The following is a 26,161-nucleotide window of genomic DNA, read 5'->3' on the forward strand; positions in this document are numbered from 1 at the left end:
TCGCACGCTGGTGCGACGGGCCCGCCCGGCCGTCGCTAGGCCACCCAGCGCGGGCGCCCGGCGGTCGGTGTCGGCAGCGGGGAGTCGGCGAGGGCTACCGCCAGGCGGCGCACCGCCTCGCGCAGGGTGTCGGGCGAGGCGGTGTACGGGATGCGGAGCCGCTGCTCGAAGACGCCGGGATCGGTGGCGAAGCAGGAGCCGCTCTCGATCCGTACGCCGTTCGCGAGCGCCCGCTCGGCCAGCGCGGAACCGACCGGTTCGCCCAGGTCCACCCAGAGCGACAGGCCACCTGGCGGCAGGCGCCAGCTCCACCCGGGGAGGTGTTCGCCCAGGGCGGCGGCGAGCGCGGCGCGGCGCACGCGCAGCTCTGCCAGGCGGGACGGCAGCAGGTCGTCGGCCCGGTCGAGGAGGTCCAGGGCCAGCAGCTGATCGAGGACCGAGCCGCCCATGTCGGTGACGACGCGCTGCCCCGCGAGTTCGGTGACGAGCCGCGCGGGGGCGCGCAGCCAGCCGATGCGCAGGCCCGCCCAGTGGGTCTTGCTCATGGAACCGATGGTGATGAGCTGACCGGCGGCGCCCGGTGCGGCGTGCGAGGCGGAGGGCGGCGGCGCCGGTACGTCGAGGGCGAGCTCGGCGAGGGTCTCGTCGACCAGGAGCCAGGAGCCGGTCCGCTGGGCGGCGCGCAGCACCCGGCCCCGTGTGTCCTCGGGCATGAGGCAGCCCGTCGGGTTGTGGAAGTCCGGGATGAGGTAGGCGAGTTGTGGCACCGCCTGCCGGAAGGCCGACTCGACGACGTCTGTGTCCCAGCCCTCTTCCGTGACGGGCACCGCCAGCGTGCGCTGCCCGCCGCGGCGCAGGGCCTCCAGGGCGTTCGGGTAGGAAGGGTTCTCGGTCAGGACGCGGTCGCCGGACCGGCACAGGAGACCGAGTACGAGGGTCAGCGCGTGCTGGGCGCCCGAGGTCACCAGGATCTGTTCGGGCAGGGTGGCAAGGCCCCGGCGGGTGAAGCGCTCGGCGACGGCGGCCCGGAGTTCGGGCAGGCCGTAGGGGTGGTAGCCGGAGGTCCGCGCGTGCGCCGCGAGTTGCGGGGCGACCCGGGCGAGCGCGTCGGTGAGCTCCTGATCCGGCAGGTCGGGGGCGGCTCGGGCGAGGTCGATCGCGGTGTCCTCGGCCGCGAGGAGCCGCCGGACACCGCTCGGGGCGCGGCCCGCGGGCAGCGCCGTCCAGGTTCCCGCGCCCTGCCTGCTGCGGGCGTAGCCGCTCTCCCTCAGCAGGTCGTACACGGCGGTGACGGTGGTCCTGCTGGTGTCGAGGGCGGCGGCCAGTTCGCGTTCGGCGGGGAGCCTGACGTGCAGGGCGATGCGTCCGTCCAGGATCAGGTCGCCGATCGCCCGGGCGAGATGGCGGTAGGCGGGCCGCATGCCGGCCGGGTCGGGCAGCATCGCGGCGAGCTGCCCGCTGCCCAGCGACCGGTCCGCGCGGCTCGCCGTCTCCCCCACGGGCCGCTCGGAGTTCACGTCGACCACACCATTCCCCCGAGATTGGCTGTGTTTCCCAGGCCAATCACTCTACAGAGTGGCCGCAATGGCTTTGGGGGTGCGGAGAACCGCCCTTCGGAGCGCGCACCCACCCCCACGGCACGGAGGCCATCCCGCATGCGGCAGACCATCTCGTACGTCCCGCTCCGCGAGCACCCCGCGAGACGTCTGCCCCAGCTCCTCATCGGCCTGGCCCTCTACGGATTCAGCCTCTCCGTCCTGGTCCGGGCGGCCCTCGGCGCGAATCCGTGGAGCGTTCTGTACGAGGGTCTCGAACGTCGTACGCCGCTCGGCTTCGGTACGGTCAGTGCCGTCCTGGGCGTGCTCGTCCTGCTGCTGTGGATCCCGCTGAGACAGCGGCCGACGTTCGGCACCTTCGCCAACATCGCCGTCCTGGCCGTCTCCTCCGACGTCGGCCTGCTCGTCCTGCCGGAGGGCCTCGGGCTGCCCGCCCGGGCCGGTCTGCTCGTCGGCGGGGTGTTGCTCAACGGCCTCGCCGTCGCCGTCTACGTGGGCGCGCGCTTCGGCCCCGGGCCCCGGGACGGACTGATGACCGGCGCGGCCGCCATGACCGGCCGTTCGCTGCGGCAGGTCCGCACCGTCATCGAGCTCGCCGTGCTCGCCGTCGGCTGGCTGCTCGGCGCAACCGTGGGCGCCGGAACCGTGCTGTACGCGGTCGCGGTCGGCACCGTCACCCAGTTCTGCATGCCGTGGTTCGCCTACCGCAGCCCCCGCGACGCGCCGCGCGTCTCAGTGCGCGCAGACTGACGCGAGCGCGCGGCCCAGGGCGACGGAGTGCAGGGCGTCGAGCCGGTCGGCGTGCCGCACGTGTACGGCGGCGACGGTCAGCACTCCCCCGCAGGAGGGCGCCGTCCGCGCGTCCGGGGACGCGGCGATGCCCCGCACCAGCTCGCCGTTGACGCGGTTGATCTCCTTGCGGACCTCGCCGAGGTCGGGCCGCTCCGCCGGGGCCCGGGACGGATCGGCGTCCCAGCGCCGGAACAGCCCGCGTTGGACGACCTTGTTGGCCTCGATCTGGTCGCGGAAGATCCGTACGGTCGCCGCCGGATCGGCACCGGCCTCGGCCGCCTGGCGGGCGACCGCCGCCAGGACCTCCCGCTCGCGGGCCGGGTCGTCGATGGGACTGTCCGTGCCGTACTTGGCGGCCGCGACGAGGTCGGCGGTGGCCAGGCGCTGCGCGGACAGGTCGGCGAGGGGCCGCAGTTGACGGTAGGGGCCCGCGGGCGCGGCGCTCCGGGTGCCCTGGGCGGTCTGCCCGGGCGCCGCGAGGGCCGGGCCGCCGCCCGCGAGCAGGGCGGCCGACAGCGCACCGGCGGTGAGCAGACGGCGGGTGGAGGTGGCGAAGCGCACGACGGTTCCCCCAGGGGATCGGTGACGGACGTCCGGCGACCGCGCACGGTCGGCGGTCATCGTACGAGCAGGGGGCCTCGCCGCGGACGCCCGACGCTCGACGACCGCCCGGCCGGGGGATACGGCACGGGCTCTCAGTCCTGCGCGAGGAACCCCGCGACCCGCCGCGCGAACCACTCCGGGTCGTCGAGCCACGGGAAGTGCCCGCCGCCCGGCTGCACTTGGCAGACGCCGCCCGGGAAGAGCTCCGCGAGCTCCGCCGCGCGCGCCGGGTTGGGTCCGCCGTCGTAGGCACCCGCGAGGACGAGGACAGGAGCGGTCATCGTGGCCAGCGCGGCACGGGTGGCCGGCGGGTCGAAGGAGGCCTCTCCGTAGTACGCCTCGGAGGCCGCCGCGTTCTTCTGCGCCGCGCTCCGGTCCCGGTGGGCCTGCGCCTGAGCGTCCCAACGGCCGTACATGAGCGGTCCGATGACCCCCCAGCCCGCGCTGGGCGCGCCGTCCTCAGCGATCTCCCGCAGCGCGGTCTCGACCGCCGGGTACCAGGGTTCGTCCTTGCGCAGCGCGGCCGCCTCGCTGCGGTCCTCGGCGGTCACGACGCCGCCGACGGCCAGCGTGGCGGGGGTGACGAGGACAAGGGCGCGGATCCGCTGGGGGTGCCGGGCCGCGTACAGCGTGGCGAGGTCGCCGCCGGCCGAGTGGCCGAGGAGGTCGACCTGGTCGAGGCCCAGGTGCTCGCGCAGCGCCTCGATGTCGTCGACGAGCCGGTCGCAGCGGTACGTCGCCGGGTCGTCCGGCTCCGCGGAGTCGCCCGTGCCGCGCAGATCGAGCAGGACGAGGCGGCGGTGCGCGGTGAGGCCGCCGAGCTCCCCGAGGTAGACGGAGGCGCGCATGGGACCGCCCGGGACACAGAGCAGCGGCTCGCCCTCCCCCTTCTCGTGGTAGGCGAGTTCCGTCCCGTCGTACGCGCTGAATGTCGGCATGGGGGTGATCATCACATCCGGTCGCGTGTCCCGGCAACGCGGTCGCGGGCGTGGCCCATGACGGTGGCCCATGCCCTTGCGCCCCAGCTCAAAGCAGCGGTGCGAGATCTCTTGACGCCCACTGCCGGGCCTGGATTACTGAGGTCCACAGAAGATCGACGACCGAATGATCGGTCGCCCGTTCAGGACGGGAGCACCCTCTATGACGCGCATGCCGCCACTGCTCGACGCGGCGGAACAACTCGGCCCCCGCGAGCTCGGGGCCCTGCAGTTGGAACGCCTCCAGGACACCCTGCTGCACGCGTACGAGAACGTGCCGTTCTACCGGGCGGCGTTCGACAAGGCGGGGCTGCGCCCCGACGACTGCCGCTCCCTCGCCGACCTCGCGCGGTTCCCGTTCACCACCAAGGACGACCTGCGGGCCAACTACCCCTTCGGCATGTTCGCGGTGGAGCAGTCCGAGGTGCGCAGGCTGCACGCCTCCAGCGGCACCACGGGGCTGCCGACGGTCGTCGGCTACACGGAGCAGGACCTCTCCATGTGGGCGGACGTGGTCGCACGCTCGATCCGCGCCGCGGGCGGCCGCCCCGGCGACAAGGTCCATGTGGCGTACGGCTACGGCCTGTTCACCGGCGGCCTGGGCGCGCACTACGGCGCGGAGCGGCTCGGCTGCACGGTGATCCCCGCCTCCGGCGGCATGACCGCGCGCCAGGTGCGGCTGATCCAGGACTTCCGCCCCGAGATCATCATGGTGACCCCTTCGTACATGCTCACGCTCCTGGAGGAGTTCGAGCGGCAGGGCGTCGATCCCCGTACGACCTCCCTGCGCGTCGGCATCTTCGGCGCGGAGCCGTGGACCGAGGAGATGCGGCGCGAGATCGAGGAGCGCTTCGCGATCGACGCCGTGGACATATACGGGCTCTCGGAGGTGATCGGCCCCGGGGTCGCGCAGGAGTGCGTGGAGACCAAGGACGGGCTGCACATCTGGGAGGACCACTTCTACCCGGAGGTGGTGGACCCGATCACGGGTGAGCCGCTGCCGGACGGCGAGCGCGGCGAGCTGGTGTTCACGGCGCTGACGAAGGAGGCCATGCCCGTGATCCGTTACCGGACGCGGGACCTGACGCGGCTCCTGCCTGGCACGGCGCGGGTCTTCCGGCGCATGGAGAAGGTGACGGGCCGCAGCGACGACATGGTGATCCTGCGCGGCGTCAATCTCTTCCCCACCCAGATCGAGGAGATCGTGCTGCGCACGGCGGGCATCGCCCCGCACTTCCAGCTGCGCCTGACCCGTGAGGGCCGGATGGACGCCCTGACGGTACGGGCGGAGGCCCGGGCGGACACGCCACCGGCGCGGCGCGCGGCCGCGGCTCAGGAGATCGCGGCGGCGGTGAAGGACGGGATCGGGGTGTCGGTCGACGTGGAGATCGTCGATCCCGAGACGCTGGAGCGGTCGCTCGGCAAGTTCAGGCGCATCGTGGACCTGCGGAACTGAGCGGGCACGCGCCCCGTCACAGCGGGTCGAGCGACGCGTTCGGTGGCAGGCAGGGGTCGGCCGCGGGGGCCGGCGGGTCGGGGCTCGACGCCGTGGTCGGGGTGGACGCCGCCGTGTTCGCCTTGGCCACCGCGGCCTCCAGCTGCCTGCGTACGGCATCGGGCAGGGCGTCCCCCTGGACCGTGTCCACGACGTCCCCGGCCAGCAGGTGCAGCTTGGTGTTGGTGTTCTGGGAGGCGCTGACCAGGACCTCCCAGGCCGCCTCGGGGCTCAGGTTGAAGGACGACATGAGGATGCCGCGGGCGAGGTCGATGGTCGGCCGGGTCTGCATGGCCCGCCGCAGCTGGGCCACCACGGTGTGCAGGTTCTGTTCGGATTCCGTGTGCGGCTTGGCTCCGCCGGAGGACGCGGACGCGGCCTTCAAGGCCTCCTCCTGGACGGCCCTGGCGAACAGGCCGCGGGTCCCGGTGAGGTCGAACAGCCGCTCCACCGCGGGGCTCGTGGCGGCGATGGTGACGGTCTTGCCCTGCTTCACGGCCTGTTGGCGGAGGCCGAGCAGCAGGTTGAGGCCGGAGCAATCGCAGAACTCCACGGCGCTCAGGTCCAGGTCGATGCCGCGGGCCGCGTGGCTCAGCGCGATGTACAGCTCGGGCCGGATCCGTTGGCCCGCGTCGAGATCGAGCTCGCCCCGCACCACCACGGTTCGCCTGCCGCCGCCCGGCACGGCGTCGCGCGGCGCGGCCGACGAAACGGACGGCGGCGGTGTCGGAACAGGCACCGGTGTGCGGCCGAGACCGTTCCCCTCCGCCATGGAGGGGTCCTGTCCCGCGAACGGGTCGTGAGGGAACGCGGGCTCCGGCATGGCCTCTTCCTCTCCTCGCTGCCTACCGCCGCTCCTAGGCTGCACGCAACCCTGCACACACGTCAACTAATACCGGAAACAGCGTACGTGTTTTTGAAATCGCGTATTTCTCGTCCTAGAGTTGGGGCATGGATGGAGTGCCCGAGTCACACACCGGATGGACCTTTCTCACCAATCACGCGCGCGTACTGGCGGTCATCGCGGATGACCACAACGCCCGCATCCGCGACATCGCCGCCCACTGCCGCCTCACGGAACGGGCGGTCCAGAAGATCATTTCCGACCTCGAGCAGGATGGTTACCTCTCCCACACTCGGGAGGGACGTACCAACACGTATCAGATCAATCCCGGCAAAGTACTGCGTCATCCCGCCGAGTCCGGCCTCGCCGTCGCCTCGCTGCTCTCGCTGCTCGTCCGCGACGAGGCCGACCGCACCGGTTCCGGCGAGAACGGCGAGCGGCACCAGGTCAAGGCCTGACGTGGGCGACCGGCCCGCGTCACCCGTCAGCTCGCGCCGAACCGCTGCCGCAGCTGCCTCTTGAGGATCTTGCCGCTCGCGTTGCGCGGCAGTTCGTCCACGAACAGGACCCGCTTCGGCGCCTTGAAGTGAGCGAGCCTCTCACGTGCGTGGGCAAGGAGCCCGGTTTCGGTGAGCTCCTTGTCGCCACGTACGACCACGGCGGTGACCGCCTCGATCCAGCGCTCGTCCGGCAGCCCGATCACCGCGGCCTCGGCGACGCCCGGGTGCTCGTACAGCGCGTCCTCGACCTGCCGCGACGCCACGAGAACTCCCCCGGAATTGATGACGTCCTTCACCCGGTCGACGACCGTGAAGTACCCCTCGGCATCCCGTACCGCCAGGTCCCCGGAGTGGAACCAACCGTCACGGAACGCCTCCGCGGTCTCCTCCGGCTTGTCCCAGTAGCCCTCGCACAACTGCGGTGAGCGGTAGACGACTTCGCCCCGGGTGCCGTCCGGCACCTCGCGCCCGTCCTCGTCGACGACGCGTGCCTCGACGAACAGGACGGGCCGCCCGCACGAATCCATCCGCCCCTCGTGCTCATCGGGCCCGAGGACCGTGGCGAGCGGGCCGATCTCGCTCTGCCCGAAGCAGTTGTAGAAGCCGAGCCCAGGCAGCCGGGCCCGCAGCCGCTCCAGGACCGGCACCGGCATGATCGACGCCCCGTAGTAGGCCTTGCGCAGCGCCCCGAGGTCGCGGGAGGCGAACCCGGGGTGCTGCGAGAGCCCGATCCATACGGTGGGCGGCGCGAAGAGGCTGTCGGCGCGGCCCGCCTCGACCAGATCGAGGATCCGCTCGGCGTCCGGCCCGTCGAGGACGGTATTCTCGGCGCCGACCGCCAGATAGGGCATGAGGAAGACGTGCATCTGCGCCGAGTGGTAGAGCGGCAGCGAGTGGAGGGGCCGGTCGGTCTCCCGCAGGTCCAGGGCCGTGATCGCGCTGACGTACTCGTGGACCAGGGCGCGGTGGGAGAGCATCGCGCCCTTGGGCAGCGCGGTCGTCCCCGAGGTGTAGAGCAGCTGCGCCAGGTCGTCGCCCCGGGACCCCTCGCCGTCGTACGCCGGTGCCGTGGCGAGCCGCGCGAGCAGCGAGCCCTCCGCGTCCCGCAGCGCGAGGGCCGCCACGCCCGCGGGCAGCCGCCCGGTGAGGTCCGGATCGGCCAGCACGAGCGAGCAGCCGGACTGCCCGACGATGTACGCGAGATCGTCGCCGGTCAGGTTCTGGTTGACCGGCACGTGGATCAGCCCGGCCCGGGAGCAGGCGAGGAAGCCGATCAGGTAGGCGTCGGAGTTGTGGGCGTAGGCGGCGACCCGGTCGCCGCGGGCCAGGCCCAGGTCACGCAACGCGCCGGCCGCGCGGGATACGGCGTCGTCGAGTTCCCGGTACGTCCAGGACCGTTCGCCGTAGCGCAGTGCCGTGCGCAACGGTGTGCGGCGCGCGCTGCGCCGGAGGACTCCGTCGACCGTGTTGTCGCGTACACCCGTCATGGCGTGATCCTGTGCGCCGCGCGCCGCCCCGGTCAAGGTCCGGCGCACGGAGCGCGCCGAGCGGGATCACAGGTGACCAACCGCTTGGTACGCTCAACCGCTCCTTCCCTGAACCCAGTTGGGAGGCACGATGCGCATCCGCACAAGACGCCCGGCGGCCGCGGCGATCACTCTGCTGACGGCGGTGGCCCTGCTGCCCGCGTCCGGCGCGGGGGCCACGCCCCGAGGCGCCCACCCGTCCGGCGGCGGCCTGCACGCCACGATCCGCTACACCGAGTACGGCATTCCACACATCCTCGCCAAGGACTACGAGAACCTCGGCTTCGGCACCGGCTGGGCGCAGGCCGCCGATCAGGTGTGCACGCTCGCCGACGGCTACGTGACCGTCCGCGGCGAGCGCTCCCGGCACTTCGGCGCCGACGCCTCCCCCGGCTCCGCGCTGTCGTCCGCGTCCACCAACCTCGCCAGTGACCTGTACTTCCGCGGGGTGCGGGAGGCCGGGACGGTGGAGAAGCTCCTCGACCGGCCCGCACCCGCCGGCCCCGGCCGCCGGTCCAAGGAGCTCATGCGGGGCTTCGCCGCGGGCTACAACGCGTGGCTGAAGCAGAACCGCGTCACCGACCCGGCCTGCGCGAAGGCCGACTGGGTGCGCCCGATCACCGCACTCGACGTGGCGCGGCAGGGCTTCGCCGTCCAAGTCCTCGGCGGGCAGGGGCGCGCCATCGACGGCATCACGGCCGCCACCCCACCGGGCGCGACGGGGGCGGGCGGCACGAAGGGCGCGAACCGCACACCCGATCCCGGCCGCACGGCGAAGGCGGCACGCGAGCTGTTCTCCACGCAGGACGCCGACATGGGTTCCAACGCCGTCGCGTTCAGCGGGAAGACCACCGCGAACGGCAAGGGGCTGCTCCTCGGCAACCCGCACTACCCCTGGCAGGGTGGCCGCCGCTTCTGGCAGTCGCAGCAGACCATTCCCGGTGAGCTGAACGTCTCCGGCGGCTCGTTGCTCGGCACGAGCGTGGTCAACATCGGCTTCAACGGTGACGTGGCGTGGAGCCACACGGTCGCCACCGGCGTCACCCTGAACCTGCACCAGCTCACCTTGGACCCGGCCGACCCGACCTCCTATCTGGTGGACGGCAAGCGGCACAGGATGACCAGGCGGACGGTCACGGTGCCGGTCGAGGGCGGCGCCCCGGTGACCCGCACGCAGTGGTGGACCCGCTACGGCCCCGTCGTCACCGGGCTCGGTCCCCAGCTGCCGCTGCCCTGGTCCCCGACCACGGCGTACGCGCTGAACGACCCCAACGCCGTGAACCTGCGCGGCAGCGACACCGACCTCGGCTTCGGCAAGGCCCGCTCCACCGCGGGCATCCTCAAGTCCCTGCGCGAGACACAGGGGTTGCCCTGGGTGAACACCGTCGCCGCCGACCGCCACGGCCACTCGCTGCTCAGCCAGTCCCAGGTGCTCCCCCGGATCACCGACGACCTGGCGCAGCGCTGCAGCACTCCGCTGGGCAAGTTCACCTACCCGGCGTCGGGCGTCGCCGTCCTCGACGGCTCGCGGGGCGCGTGCGCGCTCGGCTCCGACGAGGACGCGGTGCAGCCCGGCATCTTCGGCCCGTCGAGGATGCCGACGCTGACGGACGCCCCGTACGCGGAGAACTCCAACGACAGCGCCTGGCTGACCAACGCCGACAAGCCGATCACCGGCTACGAGCGGATCTTCGGCACGATCGGCACGCAGCGCTCGATGCGCACCCGCGGCGCCGTCGAGGACGTGTCGGCGATGGCGGAGAAGGGCGGGCTCACGGTCCGCGACCTACAGGACCAGCAGTTCGCGAACCGCGTACCGGCGGCGGATCTGGCGGCCGCCGACACGGCGAAGGCCTGCGCAGCACTGCCCGGCGGCACCGCAACAGGCAGCAACGGCAAGGTGGTTGACGTACGCGAGGCCTGTGACGTGTTGGCCCGCTGGGACCACACCATGGACACCGGCAGTCGCGGCGCCCTGCTCTTCGACCGCTTCTGGCGGAAGCTGACGGCGGCGGTGCCGAACGCCCAGCTCTGGAAGGTGCCGTTCTCCGCGGCCGACCCGGTGCGCACCCCGAACACCCTCGACACCGCGCAGCCGGGCTTCCGGGCCGCGCTGGCCGACGCGGTGACGGAACTGTCGGCGGCGGACATCGCGCTGGACGCGCCCCTGGGCCGGAACCAGTACGTCGTGCGCGGCGGCAAGCGCCTCCCGGTCCCCGGCGGCACGGAGTCCCTCGGCGTCTGGAACAAGATCGAGGCCGCCTGGGACGCCGAGAAGGGCTACACCGAGGTCGTCCACGGGTCGAGCCACATCCAGGCGGTCGGCTGGCACGACGGCCACTGCCCCGAGGCCCGGACGCTCCTGTCGTACTCCCAGTCCTCCAACCCCGACTCGCCGCACTACAGCGACCAGACGAAGCTGTACGCGAAGGAGCGCTGGGTGACCTCGCGCTTCTGCGAGAAGGACATCCTTGGCGATCCGGCACTCGAGGTGGTGCGGGTGCGCGAGCGTCACTAGGACTGTCGTGGGGGCCGGGGAAGGCAGCCCCCTCCCCCGGCCCCCACCTCACAACACCCGCTCCCGGCCCTCCCAGTACGGCTCGCGCAGCCGTCGCTTGTACAGCTTGCCGTTGGGGTCGCGCGGCATCGTCTCGATGAAGTCGACGCTCTTGGGCCGCTTGTAGCCCGCAAGCCGCTGCTCGCAGTGGCCGAGGATCTCGGCGGCGAGCGCGTCGTCGGCGCTCCGGCCCTCGGCGACCTCGACGACCGCCTTGACCTCCTCGCCCCACTCGTCGTGCGGAATCCCGAACGCGGCGGCGTCGGCGACCGCGGGGTGGGTGAGCAGCGCGGACTCGATCTCGGCGGGGTAGATGTTGACCCCGCCCGAGATGATCATGTCGATCTTGCGGTCGCGCAGGAAGAGATAGCCGTCCTCGTCGAGGAGACCGAGGTCGCCGACGGTGAAGAAGTCGCCGATGCGGTTCTTCCTCGTCTTCGACTCGTCCTTGTGGTACGAGAAGCCGCCGGTGGACATCTTCATGTAGACCGTGCCGAGTTCACCGGGCGGCAGGCGGTTCCCGTCGTCGTCGAAGACGGCCAACTCGCTGATGGGCCAGGCCTTTCCGACCGTGCCCGGCTTCTTCAGCCAGTCCTGCGCGGTGGCGAACGCGCCGCCGCCCTCGCTGGCCGCGTAGTACTCCTCGACGCACTCTCCCCACCACTCGATCATGGCGCGCTTCACGTGGTCGGGGCAGGGCGCGGCGCCGTGGATGGCGTGCCGCATCGAGGACACGTCGTACGCGGCCCGCGTGGTGTCCGGCAGCGCGAGCAGGCGGTGGAACTGGGTCGGCACCATGTGGGTGTGCGTGCACTTGTGTACGTCGATGAGGCGGAGCATCTCCTCGGGCGTCCACTTGTCCATGAGGACCAGCGGGTGGCCGATGTGCAGGGCGGCGCCCGCGAACTGGAGGACGGCCGTGTGGTAGAGCGGCGAGCAGACCAGGTGGACGTTGCCGTCGAACGGCTTGATCCCGAAGATGCCGAGGAAGCCGCCGAGGTAGGACTCCTCGGGGAGCTTGCCCGACAGGGGTCGGCGGATGCCGCGGGGGCGGCCGGTCGTGCCCGAGGTGTAGTTCATGACCCAGCCGAGCGTGCGGTCGGCCGGGACCGAATCGGGCTGTCCGTCGAGGAGTTGGGCGTAGGAGCGGAAGCCGGGCACGTTCCCGACGGCGTAGCGATGGCTCGCCGGGAGGTCCGCCTCGTCGGCCGCCGCCACCGCGGCGGCGGCGAACCTCTCGTGCGCGATGAGCACCTTGGCGCCGGAGTCGGCGACGATCCAGGCGATCTCGGGGCCGACCAGGTGGTGGTTGACGGGGACGAGGTAGAGACCGGCCTGGGCGGCGGCGAGATAAGCGGTGAGGAACTCGACGCCGTTGGGCAGCACCACGGCGAACGCGTCACCGCGTTCCAGGCCCGCGGCGCGCAGCCCGTGCACCAGCCGGTTGACGTCGCCGTGCAGGCGGCCGGCCGTCCACTCCTCGCCGCCCGGGGTGACGAGGACGGTGCGGCCCGGGTCTGCCGACGCCTGGGCCCAGAATCCATTCGGGGGTGTGCTCACGACTGACTTCCCCTTCCCGCGATACGGATGACTCGGTCGACGGCCCGCTCGAAGCCGCGCGTCAGATCGTCGAAGACGGCCTGGACGCTGCGTTCGCTGTTCATTTGGCCGACGATCTGCCCGACCGGGGTGCCGAGCAGCTCCTGCACCTCGTACTTCTGGATGCGCGAGACGGCCTCGGCGACCAGCAGCCCCTGCAGGGGCATCGGCAGCGGTCCCGGGCCCTCCGGGTCGTCCCACGCGTCCGTCCACTCGGTGCGCAGCTGGCGGGCGGGTTTTCCGGTCAGGGCGCGGGAGCGGACCGTGTCGCCGGAACCGGCGGCGAGCAGCTTTTGGGTGAGGGCGGCGGAGTGCAGGTCGGCCTCGGTCGTGGTGAGCCAGAGGGAGCCGAGCCAGACGCCCTGCGCGCCGAGGGCGAGCGCGGCCGCGATCTGCCGGCCGCTGCCGATGCCGCCGGCGGCGAGCACGGGCAGCGGCGCCACCGCCTCGACGGCCTCGGGGGTGAGCACCATGGAGGCGATCTCGCCGGTGTGGCCGCCCGCCTCGTACCCCTGTGCGACGACGATGTCGATGCCCGCGTCCGCGTGCTTGCGGGCGTGCCGGGCGCTGCCCGCGAGGGCGGCGACGAGGACATCGTGGTCGTGGGCGCGCCGGATGACGTCGGCCGGTGGGGAGCCGAGCGCGTTGGCGAGGAGTTTGATCGGGTAGCCGAAGGCGACGTCGAGCTGGTTGCGGGCGACCTGCTCCATCCAGCCGGTGATGCGCCAGCCGGACGCCTCGCCCTCGGCCAGCTCGGGCACGCCGTGCTTGGCGAGGGTGTCCCTGACGAACTGCCGGTGCCCCTCCGGGATCATCGCCTCGACGTCGGCCTCGCTCACGCCCTCGACCTTCTTGGCGGGCATGACGACATCGAGCCCGTAGGGCTTGCCGTCGACGTGCTCCTCGACCCAGTCGAGGTCCCTGGCCAGCTCGTCGGGTGCCGTGTAACGGACCGCGCCGAGCACCCCGAACCCGCCCGCCCTGCTGATGGCCGCGGCCACCGCGGGGAAGGGCGTGAAGCCGAAGATGGCGTGCTCGACTCCCAGTCTCCTGCTCAACTCCGTCTGCATGGGCGCAGGATGCCGCAGCGGCCCGGACGAGGGAAGAGGTTTTCTGATGCAGTGTCAGATCCACTCGGTTTCACCGGAGCGCGGGGCTACCGGATCGCCTCCGCCTTCACTCCCGGGCCAGCACCACGACCGCGTTGTGCCCGCCGAAGCCGAACGAGTTGCTGACGGCGATGTCCGAGGACAGGGGCCGGGCGCGGTCGGCGACCACGTCGATGTCGAGAGCCGGGTCCGGGTCGGTCAGTCCGGCCGTGGGCGGGACGAGCTCCTCGCCCAGTGCGAGCACCGTCAGCGCGGCCTCGATCGCGCCGGCCGCGCCGAGCGTGTGGCCCAGGCTGCCCTTGGCCGAGGTGACGGGCGGCCGGTGCGGGAGGACCCGGGCCAGGAGAGCCGCCTCCATCGCGTCGCCGCGCGGTGTCGACGTGCCGTGCGCGTTGACGTGGCCGACGTCGCCGGGGGCGACGCCCGCCTCGGCGAGCGCGGCGCGCAGGGCCCGCTCGGCGTGGAGCCCTTCGGGGTGCGGGGCCACGAGGTGGTGGGCGTCGCTGCTCGCCCCGTAACCGATGAGCCGGGCGAGCCGGGGCGCGGAGCGGGCGGCCGCGTGCTCGGGACGCTCCAGGATCAGGGCGCCCGCGCCCTCGGCGATGACGAAGCCGTCGCGGGCCCGGTCGAACGGGCGCGAGCACTGGTCGGACAGCGCGCGGAGCTGGGCGAAGCCGGTCACGATCAGGGGGGTCACGGCCGCGTCGGCGCCGACGACGACTGCGATGTCGCACTGGCCCGAGGCGAGCAGGTCGCGGGCCGTGCCGAGGGCGGTGGCGCCGGAGGCGCACGCGGTCGCGACGTTCAGGGTCGGCCCGGTCACGCCGAGGTGCATGGCGATGGCGCCGCACACCATGTTGGGCAGGTAGCCGGTCAGGAAGTACGGGGAGACGCGCTCCGGGCCGTCCGAGGCGAGGCGCGACGCTGCGGTCCGCTGGGTGTGCATGCCACCGAGGGAACAGCCGGTGACGACGGCGACGCGGGTCCCATCCCACTGCGTGGGGTCGAGCTTGGCCGCGTCCAGGGCCTGGGTGACGGCCGCCAGGCCCATCCGGGCCACGGGATCGAGCTGTGCGGCGCCGGGCTGCCGGGGGCGCAGCCCGCCCGGGCCGTCGACGCGGCAGCTCAGGGAGACCGGCAGGTCCCGCAGTTCCGGGTCGGGCCCGGCGGTCGCGCGCCCGGACCGGACCGCGGCCCAGGTGCTGTCCATGTCGTGCCCTGCCGCGGTCACCAGGCCCAGGCCGGTCACCGCTGCGGTGGCGTCCCGCGTCATCCGGCGCGGCGCTCGTCGAGGCGGAATCCGTCGACGCGGCGCTCGTCGACGCGGGCGGAGAATTCGGCGAAGGTGAGCTCCCGGAGCTCGTCCTCGGTGGCGTCGACACGCAGTTCGTCCTTGAGCGTGATGGCCATCTCCACGACCATCAGCGAGTCGACGAGCAGATCGGTCATCCGCGCGCCGGGGCGCACGGCGGCCGGGTCGACGTCGAACCTGTCGATGAGCAGACCGGTGATCAGATCCGTGGTCGTGGGGGACGCAGAGGTACTCATGGCGGGCCTTTCCTGAACGGCACCCGGAATTCGGACACTAGGAAGAGAGACCACCTCAATGGCACCTTTAGTCTTGCGGTGGCCCATTTTCAGCTGAATGTGGGATCTTGTGACCGAAACGAATACGGAACCGCGGACCGAGGCCCCGACCGGCCTGCTGGACGACCTCGGCATCGATCTGCTGGAGAGCGTGCTGGGGTGGCTCGCCGACGACTACCTCCGCGTCGAGGTGTCGGGCCTGGAGAACGTTCCGCGCTCGGGGCCCGCGCTCGTCGTCGCCAACCACTCGGGCGCCTGGGGGCTCGACGCGTTCGTCCTGCACAAGCTCCTGCACCGGGAGCTGCGCAGACCCGTGCACGTCTACGCCTCCCCCGTGATCTTCCGGCTGCCTGCCGTGGCCGCGTACGCCCGCCGGCACTCCGTCTTCACCGACGATCCGACGCTGGGCCGGGACCGGTTGGCGGCGGGGCACCTCGTCGCGCTGTTCCCCGAAGGACTCGACGGGGTCGGCAAGCGTTTCTCGCAGCGCTACCGGCTGCGCCCCTTCAGCCCCGGCTTCGCGGTGACCGCGGTGCGGGCCGGCGTACCCGTGGTGCCCGTGTCGATCGTGGGCGCCGAGGAGACGTTGCCGAAGCTGGGTGAGATCCGGACGCTGGCCCGTCGGTTCGGCCTGCCCAGCTTTCCGGTGACCACGCCGCTGCCGCTGCCCTTCAAGTGGCGGATCGGCATCGGCGCACCGATCCCGGCGCCGGCCCGCGCCGCGTCCTTCGCCGACCGTGCGGCAGCCGCGCGGCAGCTGTGCGACGAGGTGTGGTTCACGGTCCAGGGGATGGTCGACCGGGACCGGCGCCGCAGGCCGACGTCGTTCTGGTAGCCGTCAGTTCGCCAGCCATTCGGCGGCTCGGCGGGCGTCGGCCGCCGCCCGGGTGCAGCGTTCGGCGTGGGCGAGGAGCGTCATCCGGCACTGTTCTCCGAACGCGTCGTGGTTCCAGCCGGACTGCCGTGCGCAGTCGGTGAGTTTCCTGGCCTGCTCCTCCAGACTGCGGGCGCCCGCCTCGGCGGACGCGGCGTAGTGGGCGGGGCTCTGTCCGCCGACGGGTGCCACGTATCCGTCGGCCACAGGGCGGGCAGCCATGTCGACCGCCTCCTCCGCACCGTCCGCGAGGGCGAGGCGGAGGGACGCGGCGGGCAGGTCGGCAGGGGGCGCGTCAGGGGTGAGGTGCGGGGAGAGGACGACCGGTTCGGCGTGCCGGGTGAGGGCGCGGACGAGTTCGGTGGCGGTGAGGACGGCGAGTTCGGCGGCGGCGCACGGCCCCGGCGCCGCGCACAGGGAGGCCGACGGGTCGTGACGGCCGTGCCCCTGCGCCTCGTCCAGGTCGCGCAGCCAGGCGGTCGCACAGAGGATCTCGGCGCCCGCGTCGACCTCCAGGCCCCGCCAGGTGAAGGGGGCACGGACCTCGTGCAGGCTGGCGGCCAGCGGCGGATAGCGGCGCAGGGCCTCGCCGACGGCCCGCTCCGTGCGGTCGGTGGCGGGCATCAGCGGCTGCACCGTGAGCAGCGCGAGGGCCTGCGGCACGGTGTCGGCGAGGGCCCGGGTGAGCGTCTCCAGCACGTGTTCGACCACGGCGTCCCTGGTGTCCTCGGCGACGTCGTCGCGGACCGAGCCGGCGAGTCCGCCCGGGTGCACCGCATGGACGTACGCGTCGAGACGCCGACGCAGCGCGGCCGCACGGGCCGCGTACTCGGTGCTGTCCTGCGCCTGGGCCACGGCTTCGAGGATGGCGCTGATCAGGCTGTCGTCGGCTGCGTCCGCCCCGAGGACGATCCTTCGCGCGAGGCGCGCCGTGAGCGCGCACCAGTCGTCCCGGGCGACGCTGCCGTCCCTGCGGCGGGCCGCGTGGATCTCGGCAGCCTCCTGAGCGACGGCCTCCCGGACCTGAGCGCGCACCGCGCCCAGAGCGACGGGCAGCGCCGCGTGCGGCGTGACCCGCAGGCGGCGCCCCTCCGCGGTGAGCGCGGTGACGGTGCCCCGGGATCCGGCTTCCTCGGCCCGGTCGACCAGGCCCGTGGCGTCGTCGACGTTCAGCGGCATCAGGAAGGTGCCGAACGCGGTGCGCAGCCGGGTCGGCCGCCCGCCCGTCGTACGCCGCAACTGGGCAAGCACCTGCCGGGTCAGGTGCTGCCGGGTGAACGGCTTGAGTCCGAGGGCGCGGGCCGGGGCGTCGATCCACGACACGCGCTGGGCCGCCAGCGCGGCGCTGATCAGGGCGCTCTCCAGGGGCCATGCCTTCTTCGGGCGGCGGGAAGCGGTCGTGGTGTCACTGGCGTGCATCGCCGGTCTCCCTCTGGGGTCTGCTGGCCCGCGGCGTCACTTGTCGCGCACCAGGTAGGGCTGGCTGCCGACGATCTCGCCGTCGTAGCGGGTGATGAGTTCGTTGACGCGGTCGCGGTACGGCACCTCGCCCCTGCGCAGGGTGTCGGCGTACGCCTGCGGGGCGTGCGAGAGCGGATAGTCGTACGTCTCGTCCAGCCAGGTGCACTCGACCCAGCTGGCCGGAGTGTCGTTCGCGGAGGCGGGTCCGCGTCCGTCGAGGCCGGGGATCACGTCGTGTTCGTTGACGAGGCTGACCACCTGCGTGGTGGGGTCGACGGGTCGCTTGGTGTCGATGGGTGAGCCGACGGTGACCACGTGAGTGAGCCGGTACGTGGACACGAAGTCGAGGTCGCAGGCCAGGTTCATGGCGGTGATGCCGCCCAGGCTGTGCCCGACGATCATCAGCTCCGCGCCCTCGGGCACGCCCGCGCGCACCAGCACCTGCCGGGCGGAGCGGCTGTACGTGGTGTCGGTGCGCAGCAGCGCGTCGAACGCCCCGACGAGGTCCTGCGGCGTGCTGTTGCTCAGCCGTCCGAAGCTGGTGCCGGGGAGCAGCAGGACGTAGCGCGTGGCGCCGTCCGTGCAGTCGATCCGCCGCAGCAGGGCGAGCCCGTGGTTGCCGAGGGCCGAGATGTCGTCGATGTAGCGGACGATGTCGTTGCCGGACCGGGCCAGGACGCGGGCCAGCATCGCGTCGGCGTCGCAGCGCTCGGCCCGCCCGGGGCCCGGGTTGAGGTGCCTGATCAGTACGGAGGGCAGGCCGAACAGCGGGTCGGTGGTGGGCACTCCGCCGGTCAGGGTGACCCAGGCGAAGCTGTCGTTGGTCGGGTTCTCGTCGAGCAGTCCGGCCAGCGCGAGCAGCTCCATGACCACGGGGCTGATGGTGGTCAGGGTGCGGGTGACGCCGAGAAGTCGCACCAACTCCCGCGCGGCGCGCAGCGCTTCGAGCCTGCGGCCCGCGACGACGGCTTTGGTGAACCGCTTGGCCAGCGGCGCCGCGAGGCTCGGGTGTTCACGGGCGGCGGCCTCGATGCGCATCGCGAAGGCGTCCACGGCCATGGCTACGCAGGCGGGCCGCCTGCGCGCCACGGCTCCCAGGGACCGGACGGTCTCACCGACCAGGCCGCCGTTGGCGGCGAGCCCGAGCCCCGCGGGGTTCGACATCGCGCGGGCCGTGGACAGCGCGGTGCCGAGGGCCCACGCGGGGCGCCGCATCGCCTGCACACCGACCCGCCAGCTCGCACCCGCCAAGCTGAGTTCGGCGCCGGTCCTGCGAGCGGCGAGCGCGGCCTCCGCGAGCAGGATCGAGGCCGAGATCAGCAGCTCGGGGTCGGTCTGTTCCAGCTGTTCGTGCGGTACGGGGTCGTGTTGCTTCCGTACGGAGTGCTCCTGCCGCACGGGGGGTCCTCCCTGTACGGCCGTCGTCTCGTCGACGGCGTCCGCTTCCCGGGCTGTCATCCCCGCACCTCTTCCCTGAGGGTCACTCCCAGCAGTAGACCTTCCCCCGTGCCGGTCGGCAGGGCCGCTGCCGCCGCTCAGGTGAATCACCGAGCGTGCGCGCGTGCCGGGGTCGACGGCCAAGGACGCCCGTATCAGCATTCCGGTGTGATCATCGGGAGAGTGGGCGCGAGATCGGCGCGGACGCGATGGCTGCTGGTCGGCCTTCTCCTGACCGGGGGTTGCTGGTGGGTCGCCGGGCCCTCCGCCGCCGACGGCCCCACGGCCGACGGACTCGCCCTGGCGGTCACGGTCAACACCCGCCCCGGCCTCGGCGCCCTCGACCCCGGCATCCGGACGGGCGCCGCGGTCGTGAAGTCGTACCGCCTGATCAACCGCGGTGGCGCCGACCTGTACGACGTACGGGTACGGGACCCCGCCCTGCCCGGCGCCGCGATCCGCTGCCCCGGCGGTCTCGACCGGGTGCCGATGCTGACGGGGCTGCGCTCGGCGCTCTGCACGGCGACCGCGGCCGCGCGTCCCGGAGCCTGGGTCGGTGACGTACGGGCGGTCGGACAGCAGCCCTACCTGCGCGCGACCGTGCAGGCGACCGCGCGCTCCGGGTACGCCGGGGTCGGCGCGGCCCTCGGCCTGACGGAGACGGCGCGTGTCACGGGACCCGACCGGGCGGAGATCCGCTACGACGTGGCCAACCACGGCAACAAGCCCGTCCACGGCGTACGTGTCACCGACCCGGCCCTTGGCGCGGAGCGGATCGGCTGTCCCGGGTCCGCGCAGCCGGTCGTCGCCCACCTCGCGCCCGGCGCGCGGGCCACGTGTGTCGCCGTGGTGCGGCGCGCTCCCGGTACGTACGAGAGCCGGGGGCAGGCCGACGGCAGCGACCTGCTCCGCACGCTCGATGCCCGCGGCGGTCCCGTGCCGCCCCCTCGGTTGACGGCACGTTCCTCGGCACGGTTCACGCTCCGCGCGCCGCCGCCCGTCGCTCGCGCACCGCTGCCTCCCCGGCGGGTGGCCGTGCCACCGCGGCGCCCGCCCACGCCCCCGGGGCGGCCGCGCCCCGCGCCGCCCCCGCCCGGGCCTCCCCTCATCGCGCTCTTCCCCCTGCCACCGCCTCCCCCGGGCATCGCGGCGCCGGTGCCCGGCCCCGTCGGCCCGGCCCCGCCGCCGGGTGCGGGTCTGGCGGTGGGGGTGGTCCCGCCGGGGGTGGCACCGCTGGGGGCCGTGCCACCGGGGGCCGTACCGCCTGGGGCCGTGCCGCCGGGCGCCGTAGCACCCGGGGCCGTGCCACCGGGCGCGGTTCCGCCGGGTGCCGTGCCACCTGGGGGTCTGCCACCGGGGGGTCTGCCACCCGGGGGTCTGCCACCGGGAGGCATCCCGCCGGGCGCGGCCCGCGAGCAGGTGCAGCCGCCGAAGAAGAACGAGTCGCGTACCGAACGACGTACCGAACGAAGTACCGAACAGCGAACCGAACCACGGCACTCCCTGACCCGACGCTTCGTCCGCAGGGATCACGCCCCCACCGGTCTCGGCATGCTGACCGCGCTGTTCCTCATCCTGCTCCCCGCAGCCATCGCGGCCGCCGTGTTCGGCTCCCGCAGACTCTGACCGCGCCGCAACGAATCGGGACCGCCGATGATCGAAATCTTCGCCATCGTCCTGGGCGTCGCCCTGCTCGCCGCGGCGACCGTCCTCCTCAAACACAAGTTCTGGCCGCCGGGGCCGGACGAGGAACCGCGCGAGGACGTCGCCGAGTACATCTCCATGATGGTCGGCGTCCTGTACGCCCTCGTCCTGGGCCTCGCCCTGGTGTCGGTGTGGGACGCCCACTCCGGCGCCGAGGACCACACCGCGACAGAGGCCAGTGCCGCGCACCAGATCCATCTGCTCGCGGCGGGTCTGCCCGCCGGTCAGGCCGCCCGGATGCGCGGCGACATCGAGTCGTACATCCGGCACGTCACCGACACGGAATGGCCCGCCATGGCCGAGCGCGCCCCGCTCGGCAGGACGGGCTGGCAGCTGCTCGACAAGGTGCGCGCGACGGGGCAGGTCCCGGCCGATGCCACACCGGCCCAACAGGCGACGGGCCAGGAGACGCTGGCACAGCTGAGCGTCCTGGACGAGGCACGCCGCGGACGCGAGGCCGATTCCGCGGAACAGCTGTCCCCGGTGATCTGGTTCGGTCTGATCGTCGGCGGCGTCCTCACCATCGCCTTCATGTTCATGTTCGGCGTGCAGCGCAGTTTCACCCACGTGGTGATGGTGATGGGCCTGTCCGGCCTGATCACCTTCACCGTCCTCCTCATCTACCAGTTGGACAGCCCCTTCGACGGCTTGTTCGCCGTGGACGCGACCCCGTTCACGCGCTACTTCTGACCGGCCTCCGCCTCCAACACCGCCATCGCGGCGTTGTGACCGGGAATGCCGCTGACGCCGCCGCCGCGCACCGCGCCCGCGCCGCACAGCAGGACGTTGGCGTGCCGGGTCTCCACGCCCCAGCGTCCGGTGCCCTCCTGGGCGTAGGGGAAGGCGAGGTCGCGGTGGAAGATGTTGCCGCCGGGCAGGCGCAGGTCGCGCTCCAGGTCGAGCGGGGTCTTCACCTCGACGCAGGGGCGGCCCTCGGCGTCGAGGGCCAGACAGTCGGCGATCGGCTCCGCGAGGTGCGCGTCGAGCTGGGCGAGGGTGGCCTTCAGGAGTTCGGCCCGTGCGGCGTCGTGGTCCCGGGCGAACAGCCGGGCGGGCGTGTGCAGTCCGAAGAGGGTGAGGGTCTGGTGGCCGCTCTCGACGAGGTCGGGCGCGAGGATCGTCGGGTCGGTGAGCGAGTGGCAGTAGATCTCGGAGGGCGGCGCGGCGGGCAGCAGGCCGGCGGCCGCCTGGGAGTACGCGACCGCGAGCGCCTCGTACCCCTCGGTGATGTGGAAGGTCCCGGCGAAGGCCTCGTGCGGGTCGACGGACACGTCGCGCAGCCGCGGCAGCCGCTCGAGCAGCATGTTGACCTTGAGCTGGGCGCCTTCGGCGGGTGGCGGGGGCTCGTCGCCGAGGAGCCCGGCGAGGGCCTGGGGCGACGCGTTGACCAGCACGTGCCGGGCGGCGGCGATCCGCTCGCCGCTCTCCGTGGCGTACGTGACCTCGGCGTGCTCGCCGTCGGTGGCGATCCGCGTCACCTCGCACCCGGTGCGCAGCCGGGCCCCGGACATCCGCGCCGAGTCGGCGATGGCGGAGGTGAGGGCGCCCATGCCGCCGACGGGCACGTTCCAGTCGCCGGTGCCGCCGCCGATGACGTGGTACAGGAAACAGCGGTTCTGACGCAGGGACGGGTCGTGGGCATCGGCGAACGTGCCGATGAGGGCGTCGGTGAGGACGACGCCGCGCACCAGGTCGTCGTCGAAGCGCTCCTCGACGGCCGCGCCGATCGGCTCCTCGAAGAGGGTGCGCCACGCGGTGTCGTCGTCGACGCGGGCGCGCAGTTCCGCGCGGCTTGGCAGGGGCTCGGTGAGCGTGGGGAAGACGCGGCGGGCGACCTCGCCCGTCATGGCGTAGAAGTCGCGCCACGCCTCGTACTCGCGGTGCCCGCCGGTGAGCCGCGCGAAGGACTGCCGGGTGCGGGCGTCGCCGCCGCCGACGAGCAGTCCGGTGGGCCGGCCCGCCCGCTCGGCCGGGGTGTAGGAGGAGACGGTGCGGGTGCGCACCCGGAAGGACAGGTCGAGGTCCCGGACGATCTTCTTGGGGAGGAGACTGACCAGGTACGAGTAGCGGGAGAGCCGCGCGTCGACCCCGGTGAAGGGCCTGCTGGAGACGGCGGCGCCACCGGTCGCGCCGAGCCGTTCGAGGAGCAGCACGGACCGCCCGGCGCGGGCGAGATAGGCGGCGGCGACCAGGCCGTTGTGGCCGCCGCCGACGACGACGGCGTCGTACGCATCACGATCGGGCATGGCTCTTCCTAGCACGGAGGGCCGGGAGTTGGGGGCCGCGTGCCGGGCCAGGCGTGGCGATCACGCCGGGGTCCGACGGCCCGGCCGGGGATCTGAGCCCTGCGGTCAGTGCCCTCCGGTGGCCCACTGCTGGCGGAGCGCCGCCACCCGGCGGTAGAGCTCGACGGCCTCCGTGCCGCGGCCCAGTTGTTCCAGGCAGTGCGCTTCGTCGTTGCGGCTCGCGAGGGCGTCGGGGTGGTCGGCGCCGAGCACCTGCTCGCGGGCCGCGGCGACCTCGCGGTACTCGGTGAGCGCGTCGGCCCAGCGCCCGAGCCAGCCGAGGCCGACGGCGACCTCGCGGCGGCTCACCAGCGTGTCCGGGTGGTCGGGGCCGAGCACGCGCTCGCGGATGGCGCACACGTCCCGGGCCTCCGCGAGCGCTTCCTCCCAGCGGCCCTGCCGTCCCAGGTTCACACCGAGCCCGTGCCTGGCCCGCAGCGTCTCGGGGTCGGCGGGGCCGTTGACGCGCGTGCGGTCGTCGATCAGGTCGCGGTACAGCTCCAGGGCCTCCCCGCTGCGGCCGAGCCTGCCGAGGCTGATGCCGACCTCGTAGCGGGCGGCGAGCGTGTCGGGGTGATCGGCGCCGAGGGCCCGCGCCCGCGCGTCGGCGACTTCGCGGTAGGTCTGCAGGGCCTCGGGCCAGCGCCCCAACTGCCCCAGCGCGTAGGCCACTTCGTAGCGCGTGACGAGCGTGTCCGGGTGGGTCGGGCCGAGCACCCGGGCGCGCGCCGCGGCCACCGCCTCGGCCAGCCGGTAGGAGTCCTCCAGGCGGCCGAGGCGGCTCAGGTTGTACGCGAGGTTGTGGCGGCAGCGCAGCGTGTCCGGGTGGTCGGGGCCCGCCGTGCGCTCACGGGCCGCGAGCACCGCGGTGTACGTCTGGTGGGCCTCGAAGTGCCGGCCGAGCTGGCCCAGTACGTACGCCATCTCCTGGCGGGCGGCGAGCGTCTCGGGGTGCTCGGCGCCGAGCATGCGCTCCCGGCCCTGGGCGACGCGGCCGTACTCGCGCAGCGCGTCGGCGGCCCGGCCGGTGCGGGAGAGCGTGAAGCCGACCTCGTACCGGCTGGCGAGCGTGTCCGGGTGGTCGGGGCCGAGGGCGTGCTCGCGCTCGGCGGCGACGGCGCGGTGCACCTCGCCGGCCTCGGCCCAGCGGCCGAGGCGTCCGAGACTGAGTCCCGCGTTGTGGCGGCTGGTGAGGGTGGCGACCACCTCGGGCGGCGGCTCGGGCCGTTCGGGGCGGCGCGGGGCCGCGGAACGGCGCGCGTCGACGCGCGGGATCCACTCGCCGGTCAGGCCTGCGGCCGCGTCGGGCGGCGTGGTGCGCAGGACGGAAGCGCCGCCCGCCTTGTGCCCGGTGGTCATGCCGCGGGTCCAGGAGGGCAGCCGGGGCTCGTGGGACGGCAGGTGCCCGGGGTGCTGTCCGGCCGGTGCGGCGCCGGTCGGGGCGTACGGCAGGGAGGCGCGGCCCGCGGCTATGCGGCGGCCCAGTTCCCGCGCGTCGGGCGGGCGGTCGCCGGGCTCCTTGGCGAGCAGGTCGAGGACGATCCGGTCGAAGTACCCGGGCAGTTCGTCACGGTGTGCGCGGGGCGGTTCGGGCGCGGTGTCGCGGTGCCCGACCAGGACGGCCCAGGCGTCCTCCATGTCGAAGGGCGGGGCACCGGTGGCGATTTCGTAGAGCACGCAGCCGAAGGAGTACAGGTCGCTGCGCTGGTCGACCGGCTCGCCGCTGATCTGCTCGGGCGACATGTAGTGCGGCGTGCCCATCGCGATGCCCGTGCCGGTCAGGCGCGAGGTGAAGCCGATGTCTGCACCGAGGCGGGCGATGCCGAAGTCGCAGATCTTCACCGTGCCGTCGGTGAGCCGCATGATGTTCGCGGGCTTCAGATCCCGGTGCACGATGCCTTGTTCGTGGGTGTACGCGAGGGCGGCGGCGACCTGCTCGGCGATCTCCACGACCTCGGCGACCGGCAGCGGGTGCTGCTTGTTGTCCTCCAGGAGCTGGCTGAGGTTGTGCCCCTCGAGGAGCTCCATCACCAGGTACAGCACGCCGTCGTACTCGCCGAAGTCGTGGACGACGGTGACGCCGCGGTGCTGGAGCGCGGCCGCCACGCGTGCCTCGCGCCGGAACCGCTCGCGCAGCACGCGCGTGAAGGACTCCTCGTGCTGGGGCCCCATCGGCTTGAGGCATTTGACGGCGACCTGCCGGCCGAGCGACTCGTCGCGCGCCCGCCACACCTCGCCCATGCCGCCGCGGCCGATGAGATCCAGAAGCCGGTATCGGCTCTGGATCAGCCTGGTGTCCGCCATCTCCCGCTGTCGCCCCCGTTGCTTCGCTGCGTCCTCCCCGGCCCGTCCAGTATGGCGTTCCGTCTGTCGAGTTTGTACGGGGCCGGGCGGCTGCCGGGCCCGAGCCTCGCCATGGCGCGCAGGATGTGTTTGGGCGGAAGTTGCCAGCGTACGCGGGTGGGGATGCGGCGCAGGACGGTGCCCGTGAGGGCAAGGCGGCGGGTGACGGTCGTGGGCGGCGGGGCGGCCCTTCCGTACAGCTCGTGGGCGTACGGCGGCAGGGAGGCGTACGCGAGGTTCGCCACGCGCCGCCACAGCAGGGCGCGCGCCGGAACGAGCAGCGGGTGCGTGGGCGGGCGCCGCAGGAAGTCGTCGACGGCGCGGGCGTCGGCCCCGGCGGCGAGCTCGGGCCGCACCCTCTCGAAGTACGCGGCGAGCTCGGCCGTCGAGGCGGGCACCTCGGCGGGGTCGAGCCCCACGAGGCGGGCGCTCTGCCGGTGCTCGTCGACATACCGGTCGGCCAGCGCGTCGGTGAGCGGATATCCGGAACGTCGTACGACGTGGAGGTAGGAGTCGATCTCCGCGCAGTGCACCCAGAGCAGGAGCCCGGGCTCGTCGACGCCGTAGCGCTCCCCGGTCCTTGGGTCGGTGGCCTTGAGCATCCGGTGGATCTTCCGCACCCGGGCACCCGCCTTCTCGGCCACCTCGGTCGTCCCGTAGGTGGTGGTGCCCACGAAGTTGGCGGTCCGCATGAGGCGGCCCCAGGCGTCCTTGCGGAAGTCGGAATTCTCCATGACCCCGCGGACGGCACGCGGGTGCAGGGCCTGAAGGTAGAGGGCCCGGATCCCGGCGACCCACATCATGGGATCGGAGTGGGCCTGCCAGGTGACCGAGTCCGGCCCGAAGAGTCCGGGGTCGGGGTCGGAGTCGGGTGCTGACGCGGGCGTGGGTATGTGCTCGGGCATGGTGCGA

The 26,161-nt window shown here is 73.2% G+C and carries 20 protein-coding genes and 1 pseudogene; 7 read left to right on the plus strand and 14 right to left on the minus strand.

Annotation, left to right across the window (positions count from 1 at the left end):
* Positions 1-35: 35 nt before the first annotated feature.
* Positions 36-1,517: a MocR-like transcription factor YczR gene (yczR, locus tag ACZ69I_RS10525; protein ID WP_470831470.1), complete on the minus strand. Its 1,482-nt coding sequence runs from the start codon at positions 1,515-1,517 to the stop codon at positions 36-38.
* Positions 1,518-1,655: 138 nt separating this feature from the next.
* On the opposite strand from yczR, the gene yczE reads away from it, so the two are divergent.
* Positions 1,656-2,306 (plus strand): membrane protein YczE, encoded by a 651-nt coding sequence (gene yczE, locus ACZ69I_RS10530; RefSeq protein ID WP_470831472.1) that lies wholly within the window; start codon positions 1,656-1,658, stop codon positions 2,304-2,306.
* Here yczE and ACZ69I_RS10535 read toward each other — a convergent pair.
* Together ACZ69I_RS10535 and ACZ69I_RS10540 are read right to left on the minus strand one after the other, a co-directional pair.
* Positions 2,289-2,909, minus strand: coding sequence for a chorismate mutase (locus tag ACZ69I_RS10535; RefSeq protein ID WP_470831473.1), 621 nt, complete (start codon positions 2,907-2,909; stop codon positions 2,289-2,291). The genes yczE and ACZ69I_RS10535 overlap by 18 nt on opposite strands.
* A gap of 146 nt (positions 2,910-3,055) precedes the next feature.
* A pseudogene (locus tag ACZ69I_RS10540) lies at positions 3,056-3,889 on the minus strand (alpha/beta fold hydrolase); the annotation flags it as partial.
* A gap of 211 nt (positions 3,890-4,100) precedes the next feature.
* On the opposite strand from ACZ69I_RS10540, the gene paaK reads away from it, so the two are divergent.
* Positions 4,101-5,384 carry a phenylacetate--CoA ligase PaaK gene (paaK, locus tag ACZ69I_RS10545; RefSeq protein ID WP_470831598.1) on the plus strand — a complete coding sequence of 428 codons (1,284 nt, stop codon included), beginning with the start codon at positions 4,101-4,103 and terminating at the stop codon, positions 5,382-5,384.
* A gap of 16 nt (positions 5,385-5,400) precedes the next feature.
* Here the strand turns inward: paaK and ACZ69I_RS10550 are convergent, their stop codons facing one another.
* Positions 5,401-6,246, minus strand: coding sequence for an ANTAR domain-containing protein (locus ACZ69I_RS10550; protein WP_470831474.1), 846 nt, complete (start codon positions 6,244-6,246; stop codon positions 5,401-5,403).
* A gap of 128 nt (positions 6,247-6,374) precedes the next feature.
* Here ACZ69I_RS10550 and ACZ69I_RS10555 point away from each other — a divergent pair, with 128 nt between their 5' ends.
* A complete protein-coding gene (locus tag ACZ69I_RS10555; RefSeq protein ID WP_467675548.1) occupies positions 6,375-6,725 on the plus strand; it encodes a helix-turn-helix transcriptional regulator in 351 nt (116 codons plus the stop codon).
* Positions 6,726-6,751: 26 nt separating this feature from the next.
* Here the strand turns inward: ACZ69I_RS10555 and ACZ69I_RS10560 are convergent, their stop codons facing one another.
* Positions 6,752-8,254, minus strand: a complete 1,503-nt coding sequence (locus ACZ69I_RS10560; protein WP_470831475.1) for an acyl-CoA synthetase — start codon at positions 8,252-8,254, stop codon at positions 6,752-6,754.
* Positions 8,255-8,384: 130 nt separating this feature from the next.
* Here ACZ69I_RS10560 and ACZ69I_RS10565 point away from each other — a divergent pair, with 130 nt between their 5' ends.
* Positions 8,385-10,811, plus strand: a complete 2,427-nt coding sequence (locus ACZ69I_RS10565) for a penicillin acylase family protein (RefSeq protein ID WP_470831477.1) — start codon at positions 8,385-8,387, stop codon at positions 10,809-10,811.
* 48 nt (positions 10,812-10,859) lie between these two features.
* Here the strand turns inward: ACZ69I_RS10565 and ACZ69I_RS10570 are convergent, their stop codons facing one another.
* From ACZ69I_RS10570 to ACZ69I_RS10585, 4 genes are all read right to left on the minus strand, one after another.
* Positions 10,860-12,410 (minus strand): acyl-CoA synthetase, encoded by a 1,551-nt coding sequence (locus tag ACZ69I_RS10570; protein ID WP_470831478.1) that lies wholly within the window; start codon positions 12,408-12,410, stop codon positions 10,860-10,862.
* On the minus strand, positions 12,407-13,519 hold the full coding sequence (locus ACZ69I_RS10575; protein ID WP_470831480.1) for an NAD(P)H-dependent flavin oxidoreductase: 1,113 nt from the start codon (positions 13,517-13,519) through the stop codon (positions 12,407-12,409). The genes ACZ69I_RS10570 and ACZ69I_RS10575 overlap by 4 nt, the downstream gene beginning before the upstream one ends.
* 106 nt (positions 13,520-13,625) lie before the next feature.
* Complete coding sequence (locus ACZ69I_RS10580; RefSeq protein ID WP_467675538.1) at positions 13,626-14,831, minus strand: beta-ketoacyl-[acyl-carrier-protein] synthase family protein; 1,206 nt, start codon at positions 14,829-14,831, stop codon at positions 13,626-13,628.
* Positions 14,828-15,106: an acyl carrier protein gene (locus tag ACZ69I_RS10585; protein WP_470831481.1), complete on the minus strand. Its 279-nt coding sequence runs from the start codon at positions 15,104-15,106 to the stop codon at positions 14,828-14,830. Before ACZ69I_RS10585 ends, ACZ69I_RS10580 begins: the two co-directional genes overlap by 4 nt.
* Positions 15,107-15,215: 109 nt before the next feature.
* Here ACZ69I_RS10585 and ACZ69I_RS10590 point away from each other — a divergent pair, with 109 nt between their 5' ends.
* Positions 15,216-15,980 (plus strand): 1-acyl-sn-glycerol-3-phosphate acyltransferase, encoded by a 765-nt coding sequence (locus ACZ69I_RS10590; protein WP_470831483.1) that lies wholly within the window; start codon positions 15,216-15,218, stop codon positions 15,978-15,980.
* 3 nt (positions 15,981-15,983) lie between these two features.
* Here ACZ69I_RS10590 and ACZ69I_RS10595 read toward each other — a convergent pair whose 3' ends face one another.
* Both ACZ69I_RS10595 and ACZ69I_RS10600 read right to left on the minus strand, forming a co-directional pair.
* On the minus strand, positions 15,984-17,438 hold the full coding sequence (locus tag ACZ69I_RS10595) for a hypothetical protein (RefSeq protein WP_470831484.1): 1,455 nt from the start codon (positions 17,436-17,438) through the stop codon (positions 15,984-15,986).
* A 36-nt stretch (positions 17,439-17,474) separates the two neighbouring features.
* On the minus strand, positions 17,475-18,938 hold the full coding sequence (locus ACZ69I_RS10600; RefSeq protein ID WP_470831486.1) for a lipase family protein: 1,464 nt from the start codon (positions 18,936-18,938) through the stop codon (positions 17,475-17,477).
* A gap of 162 nt (positions 18,939-19,100) precedes the next feature.
* Here ACZ69I_RS10600 and ACZ69I_RS10605 point away from each other — a divergent pair, with 162 nt between their 5' ends.
* A complete protein-coding gene (locus tag ACZ69I_RS10605; protein ID WP_470831487.1) occupies positions 19,101-20,543 on the plus strand; it encodes a hypothetical protein in 1,443 nt (480 codons plus the stop codon).
* Between the two features lie 27 nt (positions 20,544-20,570).
* On the plus strand, positions 20,571-21,311 hold the full coding sequence (locus tag ACZ69I_RS10610; RefSeq protein ID WP_470831489.1) for a bestrophin-like domain: 741 nt from the start codon (positions 20,571-20,573) through the stop codon (positions 21,309-21,311).
* Here ACZ69I_RS10610 and ACZ69I_RS10615 read toward each other — a convergent pair.
* The 3 genes from ACZ69I_RS10615 to ACZ69I_RS10625 form a co-directional block, all read right to left on the minus strand.
* On the minus strand, positions 21,302-22,867 hold the full coding sequence (locus ACZ69I_RS10615) for a phytoene desaturase family protein (protein ID WP_470831490.1): 1,566 nt from the start codon (positions 22,865-22,867) through the stop codon (positions 21,302-21,304). The genes ACZ69I_RS10610 and ACZ69I_RS10615 overlap by 10 nt on opposite strands.
* A gap of 105 nt (positions 22,868-22,972) precedes the next feature.
* Positions 22,973-25,210, minus strand: a complete 2,238-nt coding sequence (locus ACZ69I_RS10620) for a serine/threonine-protein kinase (protein ID WP_470831492.1) — start codon at positions 25,208-25,210, stop codon at positions 22,973-22,975.
* A complete protein-coding gene (locus ACZ69I_RS10625) occupies positions 25,192-26,154 on the minus strand; it encodes an oxygenase MpaB family protein (RefSeq protein ID WP_470831493.1) in 963 nt (320 codons plus the stop codon). The genes ACZ69I_RS10620 and ACZ69I_RS10625 overlap by 19 nt, the downstream gene beginning before the upstream one ends.
* Positions 26,155-26,161: the final 7 nt, after the last annotated feature.

Source organism: Streptomyces sp. NPDC036815, assembly GCF_055609205.1.

What these genes read in the sequence shown, in the direction of transcription:
- yczE (WP_470831472.1), top strand. Translation starts at nt 1,656, where the DNA reads ATGCGGCAGACCATCTCGTACGTCCCGCTCCGCGAGCACCCCGCGAGA.
- paaK (WP_470831598.1), top strand. Translation starts at nt 4,101, where the DNA reads ATGCCGCCACTGCTCGACGCGGCGGAACAACTCGGCCCCCGCGAGCTC.
- ACZ69I_RS10550 (WP_470831474.1), bottom strand. Translation starts at nt 6,246, where the DNA reads ATGCCGGAGCCCGCGTTCCCTCACGACCCGTTCGCGGGACAGGACCCC.
- ACZ69I_RS10555 (WP_467675548.1), top strand. Translation starts at nt 6,375, where the DNA reads ATGGATGGAGTGCCCGAGTCACACACCGGATGGACCTTTCTCACCAAT.
- ACZ69I_RS10560 (WP_470831475.1), bottom strand. Translation starts at nt 8,254, where the DNA reads ATGACGGGTGTACGCGACAACACGGTCGACGGAGTCCTCCGGCGCAGC.
- ACZ69I_RS10565 (WP_470831477.1), top strand. Translation starts at nt 8,385, where the DNA reads ATGCGCATCCGCACAAGACGCCCGGCGGCCGCGGCGATCACTCTGCTG.
- ACZ69I_RS10575 (WP_470831480.1), bottom strand. Translation starts at nt 13,519, where the DNA reads ATGCAGACGGAGTTGAGCAGGAGACTGGGAGTCGAGCACGCCATCTTC.
- ACZ69I_RS10580 (WP_467675538.1), bottom strand. Translation starts at nt 14,831, where the DNA reads ATGACGCGGGACGCCACCGCAGCGGTGACCGGCCTGGGCCTGGTGACC.
- ACZ69I_RS10585 (WP_470831481.1), bottom strand. Translation starts at nt 15,106, where the DNA reads ATGAGTACCTCTGCGTCCCCCACGACCACGGATCTGATCACCGGTCTG.
- ACZ69I_RS10595 (WP_470831484.1), bottom strand. Translation starts at nt 17,438, where the DNA reads ATGCACGCCAGTGACACCACGACCGCTTCCCGCCGCCCGAAGAAGGCA.
- ACZ69I_RS10600 (WP_470831486.1), bottom strand. Translation starts at nt 18,938, where the DNA reads ATGACAGCCCGGGAAGCGGACGCCGTCGACGAGACGACGGCCGTACAG.
- ACZ69I_RS10610 (WP_470831489.1), top strand. Translation starts at nt 20,571, where the DNA reads ATGATCGAAATCTTCGCCATCGTCCTGGGCGTCGCCCTGCTCGCCGCG.
- ACZ69I_RS10615 (WP_470831490.1), bottom strand. Translation starts at nt 22,867, where the DNA reads ATGCCCGATCGTGATGCGTACGACGCCGTCGTCGTCGGCGGCGGCCAC.
- ACZ69I_RS10620 (WP_470831492.1), bottom strand. Translation starts at nt 25,210, where the DNA reads ATGGCGGACACCAGGCTGATCCAGAGCCGATACCGGCTTCTGGATCTC.
- ACZ69I_RS10625 (WP_470831493.1), bottom strand. Translation starts at nt 26,154, where the DNA reads ATGCCCGAGCACATACCCACGCCCGCGTCAGCACCCGACTCCGACCCC.